The organism is Streptomyces sp. NBC_00271, from assembly GCF_036178845.1.
Classification (GTDB): domain Bacteria; phylum Actinomycetota; class Actinomycetes; order Streptomycetales; family Streptomycetaceae; genus Streptomyces.
The window spans coordinates 2186931-2192988 of record NZ_CP108070.1 but is presented as its reverse complement, the minus strand read 5'-3'; the positions used below and the strand labels follow the sequence as shown (position 1 = coordinate 2192988).

Genomic DNA, 6058 nt, shown 5'->3' with positions numbered 1-6058 from the left:
CCGGCGGCGCCGACGGGTGAAAGCGGTGGCAGTGGTGGCAGTGGTGGCAATGCGCGAAAGGACAAGTCACGGGGTGAAGGGCTCTCATGCGTGAGGTGAACGAGGACGCGTCGGCGTACGCCGGACAGCGGGCGACGGCCGAGGCGATCGAGCGGGGTGGCGGCGGGCTGAGCGTGGACGCCCTGCTGGCGAAGGTGAGGACGGCCGCGGCGCCCACGCCGACCGGTTCCGACGCGGGCGCCGCGGCGGCAGCGGTCCCGGACGTGGTTCCCGACATGGAGGGTCCGGCGGCAGCGGTCCTGGACGTGGAGCGTCCGGCGGCAGCGGTCCCGGACGTGGAGGCTCTGGCGGCAGCCATCGCCGCCGTGGCGGGCCGCCATCTGCCCGAGGGGCACCTGTCGCCCGACGCCGACTTCTTCGACGCCGGGGGCACTTCGGTGGGCGCCGTGGAACTCGTCGCGGCGCTGGAGGACGAGCTGGGCATGGAGATCGACCTCGACGACGTCTTCGCCGACGCCCGTCCGACCAGCCTGGCCCACCGCGGGCTGTCCACCGCACACCCCACGGCCGCCCTCTCGGCCCCGGCCGTATCGCAAACGCCGACGCCCGGGACGACTTGGGCCCCGGACACGGCAGGTACAGCCACGTCCGAGGGGACCGTGCCCGCACCCGGCATCCTCCCCGTCCCGGCCCCCCGCACCGCCCCCGCGGCGGCCGTCATCCCCGCCCCGTACTCCGCGGCCCGCCCCGAGGACCTCGACCAGATCCTGGCCGACCTGGCGCTCGCCGACCGGCTGCCCTGGACCGGCGACCCCGAGCCGCTGCCGCCGCGTCGGATCCTGCTGACCGGCGCCACCGGCTTCCTCGGCAGCCACATGCTCCTCGACCTGCTGCGGCACAGCGACGCCCACGTCTACTGCCTGGTCCGCGCCGCCGACGAGGAGGCGGCCCTCGGGCGGCTCGGTGAGGCGCTCAAGAAGTACGAGCTGCCCTGGTCGTCGGAGGTCCGCCGCCGGGTGACCGTACTCCCCGGCGACATCCGGCGCCCGCACCTGGGCCTGTCCGACGAACTGTGGACCACGCTCACCCACGAGCTGGACAGCGTCGTCGGCGTGGCGGCGGCCGTGGACTTCCTGCGCGGCTACCAGTCGCTGCGGCAGAGCAACGTCATCGGCTCGCTGACCCTCGCCGAGCTCGCGGCGACCGGCCGGCCGAAGCCGCTGCACCACATCTCCTCCATCGCGGTCTTCAACGAGGTCGGCATCACCGCGATGGGCGAGGACGACCCGCTCGCCCACGTCGACCGCCTCGTGGCGGGCTACGACCAGACGAAGTGGGCGGCGGAGGTCGCCCTGCGCCGGGCCCGCGACCACGGCCTGATCGTCACGGCCCTGCGCCCCGGCGGCATCGGCGGCCACACCAGGACCGGCGCCTACAACCCGCAGGACCTCAGCAGCGGTCTCCTCTCGGCCTTCGGCCGCTTCCGCACGGTCCCCGCCTTCCACCACCTGAACGCGGCCCCGGTGGACTGGGTGAGCCGGGTCGCGGTCGGCGTCGTCTGCGAACCCGACGCGTGGGGCTACGACTACAACCTGACCGGCGTACCCAACACCCTCGACGACGTCGTACGGGACATGGCGCTCGGCGGGATGCACGCACGCGTGCAGGACTGGGACGAGTGGCGGACCCATGCCCTGGCCCGGCTGGAAGCCGAGCCGGTGCCCGAACTGGCCTTCCTCACCAGGGTGTTGCGGAGTCCCACCGCCCTCAAACTGTGCGAGGCGACCCTGAAGGGCCCGGCGGCCACCGCCGAGCGCACCGCCGCGCTCGTCGAGGCGCTCGGGTTGCGGCCCGCCGCCCGCTACGACGCCCAGGCCCAGCTGAGGACGTTCGAGCGACTCGCCCAGGACGGGTTGGCCCGGCTGCCGCACAAGGACGACCAGCCCTACCTGTGGTTCTCCGAGACGACCGAGGGCGGCGTCGGCCCGGTCGGAGCCCCCGCCGACACGCCCTGCTCGATGGCGCTCACCCTCTCCCTCGCGAGCATGTACCAGCTGGTGAAGGAGCGCCGGGTCGATGTCACCGGCGAGTTGACCTGCGCGGCGGTGCATCCCGAACCGCTGGTCGTCGAACACGGCGACGTCTGGATCCGGCCCGAGGAGGGCATCCCGCAACGGCACGGTATGCGCCACCGACTCCTCAGCTACCGGCTGGCGTTGCGCGACGCGGAAGGCGGCCGCTGGTGGCTGGAGGGCCACAAGTACGCCCGGGCCCGTCGTGACGTGTGGCGCCAGACCCGGGCGCTCACCGTCGAGATCGGCCGCGAGGGCGCACCGGCGACCCTGGCGGGCGAGCTCGTCGTGCCCGCCGACACCTATCTGCGCGACCAGGTCGACGGCATCAAGGTCGACCCGCGCCTGACCAGCCAGGAGAAGCGGGCCGCCAAGCTGACCTGGCTCGCCTGGTTCGGCCTGGAGATGGGCCGCGGTCTGCTCGGCCCCTTCGCCCGGGCCGCCGCCGACCTCCTCGACCTGCGCCGCACCCCGACCCCCTCGGAGCACCACCGATGATCCTCCGGAGCACCGACTCCCGCACCAGGCCGACGCTCCGCAAGGTCAGGAGCACCACGACCCTGCGCCCCCTCCACCACCGCCTCGACCCGGCGCGGGTCGAGGAGATCCCCTTCCGGGCGGGCGACGGCGTGCGCCTCGGCCTGACCCGCGTCGACAGCGGCGCCACGGACCGCCCCGCCGTGCTGCTCCTGCACGGGCACACCGCGTCCGCCGACATGTTCCTGCTGCCCGAGACCCGCAACCTGGTCGACGTCCTGCTCGACGACGGCTACGAGCCCTGGCTGCTCGACTGGCGGGGCAGCTGCCGGCTGCCGTACAACGAGACCGGCCAGAAGTACACGTACGACGACGTCGCCCTGTACGACATCCCCGCCGCGGTCTCCCACATCCGCCGCCGCATCGGCGACCGGCCGCTGTTCGTGGTCGCCCACTGCGTCGGCTCCCTCACGCTGTCGCTCAGCATGACGGCCGGGCTGGTCCCGGGCCTCGCGGGCGTGGTGTCCCAGGGCGTGTTCCTGACGCCGAAGCTCGCGGGCCGCACCTCGCTGCGCATGTCGCTGGCGGGGGAGCTGCTCAGGTCCCGCATCGATCACATACCGGTCGACATCCGCAAGGCCGGCCTGTGGTCGAAGTACACCCCCCTGTTCGCGCTCGCCTCGCGCGGGGCGAGCTGCCCGGATCCGACCTGCCAGATCCTGCACAACTCGGCGTGGGGGACGGGCGCCTCGCTGTTCGTGCACGAGCACCTGTCCGAGGCCACCCACCACCGGCTCGCCGAGCTGCTGGGCCCCGCCCCGCTGTGGATCCTGCCGCATCTGCGCCGCATCGAGCTGGCCCGCACCGTGGTGCGCTGGCACGACGGCGACCACCGCTACCGGGCGCTGCCGCAGAACGCGCTGGACGCGGCGGCCGGTATCGACACCCCCGTCCTGCTGCTCGCCGGCAGCGAGAACGGCCTGTGGCTCGACTCCCAGAGGCTCTGTCACGACGTACTGGCCCGCAGGCAGCCGCAGTTGGACGTCGCGTACACCGAGATTCCCGGCTACGGCCACCTGGACACGTTCCTCGGCCGGGGCGCCGCCCTCGACGTGTTCGGGCACATCCTCGAATTCCTCGGCGAACGACGGTGACGGCGACCAGGGCGGCCGGTTACCGTACCCGTCAGTAACCGGACCGCATCGCAGGAGGCCAGCCATGCCGCAGCTCGAAGTCGACGGCGCCAGACTGACGTACGACGACGAGGGCCCCCGCGACGGTGCGGGCGCGCCCCTGGTGTTCATCCACGGCTGGACCGCCAACCGGCACCGCTGGGACCACCAGCTGGCGCACTTCTCGGCCACGCGGCGGGTCATACGTGTCGATCTGCGCGGCCACGGCGAGAGCGACGGGTCGGGACGGCGGAGCATCGCGGAGCTGGCCGGGGACGTTCTCGCCGTCCTCGATCACCTGAAGGTCGAGCGGTTCGTCCCCGTCGGTCACTCGATGGGCGGGATGATCGCGCAGACCCTGACGCTGGGCCACCCGGACCGGATCGAGCGCATGGTCCTGGTGAACTCGATCAGCCGGATGACGTACAGCCGGGGGAGGGGCCTGCTGATGGCCGTGTCCACGCAGGTGCCGTTCAAGCTGTTCGTCGCCGCCAACATCCAGCGGGCCTTCGCCCCCGGGTACCCGCGCGAGGAGATCAAGGAGTACATCCGGACCTCCGCGGCCACACCGCGGGAGGTGGTCATGACCTGCTACGGCGCGATGCGGTCCTTCGACGTCCTCGACCGGGTCGGGGAGATCCGTGTCCCCACCCTCATGATCCACGGCTACTACGACATCCAGCTGCCCGTCTCCCAGATGCTGCGGATGGCGAAGGCGTACCCGGACGCGGAGGTGCGCATCCTGGACGCCGGCCACGAACTCCCGGTGGAGAAGCCCGAGGAACTCACCTCGACCATCGACCGGTTCCTGACCGAGCGCCCCTGAGGCGCCCACCGCCTACGAGGTTGTCCTCGATGTCCCGCAGGGCGCGGGTGAGTTCCGGGTGGGTGTCGGCGAGCCGGAAGGTCAGCCGGACGCTCACCGCGAACACCTCGGCGGGCGTCGGTGATCTCGCGACGGACGGGCGAACCGTCGTGCCTCGGTGATCCCGCGGCACGGCAAAGGCCGGAGCGGCGGACCCCCGCTCCGGCCTGCGTACCTCCGTCGGAACTACAGCCCGGCGGTCGACAGCCAGCTCTTGGCCACGTCCAGCGGGTCCTTGCTGTCGTTCTGCACCTGGGCGTTGAGCTTGACCAGGGTGTCCGTGTCGAGCTTCGCCGATACGGCGTTGAGCGCGGAAACTCCGGCGGCGGAGAGACCGCTCTTGTAGGCCAGCGGCGTCACGTTCTCAAAACCGAAGAGATTCTTCGGGTCTTGAAGGACCACGAACTTGTTCTTGGTGATTCCGGGGTCGGTCGTGAAAATATCTGCGGCCTGAATGTTGTTGCCCTTGAGGGCGGCCACGGTCAACGGCCCACCCGCGTCCAGCGCCTTGAACGACTTAAATTCAAGGCCGTATTCGGACTTGAGGCCCTTCAATCCCTGCTTGCGCGTCTGGAACTCCGGCGATCCCCCGATGACCAGGTCCTTGGCCGAGGCGGAGAGGTCGGCGATCGTCGACGAGGTCGTGAGCTTGTACTTCTTGGCGGTCGCCTCGTTGACCGCGATCGCGTCCTTGTCCTCCGCCTTGGAGGGCTCGAGCAGGGTCAGCTTGGAATCGAGCGCGGCCGTGATGGCCTTGCTGGTGTCCTCGACCGTGGTCGGGGCCGCCTTGGCGTTCAGATAAGCCAGCAGCGCGCCGTTGTACTCGGGCAGGACGGTGATCGTGCCGTTCTTGATCAGACCGTAGGTGGTCTCGCGGCTGCCGATGTTCAACTTGTAACTGACCTTGATGCCCTTGGCCTTCAGGGCCTCGCCGTAGATGTCGGCGAGCAGGATGCTCTCGGGGAAGTTGTTGGAGCCGACCACGACCGTGCCGCCCTTGGCGGTGTCGCCCTGCAGCGGGTCCTTGCTGTCGGAGTTGTCGGAGGAACCGCAGCCCGTGAGGGCGGCCGCAGCCACAACCAGCAGGGATACAGCGTACGTTGCGGTCGTTCTGGTGCTTCTGGCGTGGGTCACGTTGGTCATCCAGACTTGTGCATGAGCGGTCGGTGGCCGGAAGGCATGGCGTGCTGACGATCCAATCGAGCCCAGTAACGCACCGTCAAGACACGAATAGATCACCGATGGAGACCACACGGCTTCGCCGCGTGGGCGCAACCTGACCGAAACGGGCGTGAATCCGACGTATCGCCGTGTCAGTTTTTGGTTGATCATGGCCGTACTCTTGCGGCAGCCGCTAATGTTGGCCGAGTCGGGGGACCTGGTTCCACTTGCTCGGCCCGAGCCTGCTGGCATGACCCAGTCCACGCAGCCCGGGGTGCGGGCTTCCAATTGGGATTGAAGTCAAGGAGGTT

At 70.5% G+C, this 6058-nt stretch carries 4 protein-coding genes; 3 read left to right on the top strand and 1 reads right to left on the bottom strand.

The window, feature by feature from the left end:
- Window positions 1-86 precede the first annotated feature (86 nt).
- From OG798_RS10505 to OG798_RS10495, 3 genes are all read left to right on the top strand, one after another.
- Entirely contained in the window at window positions 87-2570 is a 2484-nt protein-coding gene (locus OG798_RS10505; protein ID WP_328756858.1) for a thioester reductase domain-containing protein, read from the top strand.
- Window positions 2567-3703, top strand: a complete 1137-nt coding sequence (locus OG798_RS10500) for an alpha/beta hydrolase (RefSeq protein ID WP_121416976.1) — start codon at window positions 2567-2569, stop codon at window positions 3701-3703. The genes OG798_RS10505 and OG798_RS10500 overlap by 4 nt, the downstream gene beginning before the upstream one ends.
- 64 nt (window positions 3704-3767) lie before the next feature.
- Window positions 3768-4547, top strand: coding sequence for an alpha/beta fold hydrolase (locus tag OG798_RS10495; RefSeq protein ID WP_095856218.1), 780 nt, complete (start codon window positions 3768-3770; stop codon window positions 4545-4547).
- A 225-nt stretch (window positions 4548-4772) separates the two neighbouring features.
- Here OG798_RS10495 and OG798_RS10490 read toward each other — a convergent pair whose 3' ends face one another.
- Window positions 4773-5729: an ABC transporter substrate-binding protein gene (locus OG798_RS10490; RefSeq protein WP_095856219.1), complete on the bottom strand. Its 957-nt coding sequence runs from the start codon at window positions 5727-5729 to the stop codon at window positions 4773-4775.
- Window positions 5730-6058: the final 329 nt, after the last annotated feature.

Bases quoted from the DNA above. Each gene is read 5' to 3' on its own strand.
- OG798_RS10505 (WP_328756858.1), top strand. From the start codon at position 87: ATGCGTGAGGTGAACGAGGACGCGTCGGCGTACGCCGGACAGCGGGCG.
- OG798_RS10500 (WP_121416976.1), top strand. From the start codon at position 2,567: ATGATCCTCCGGAGCACCGACTCCCGCACCAGGCCGACGCTCCGCAAG.
- OG798_RS10495 (WP_095856218.1), top strand. From the start codon at position 3,768: ATGCCGCAGCTCGAAGTCGACGGCGCCAGACTGACGTACGACGACGAG.
- OG798_RS10490 (WP_095856219.1), bottom strand. From the start codon at position 5,729: ATGACCAACGTGACCCACGCCAGAAGCACCAGAACGACCGCAACGTAC.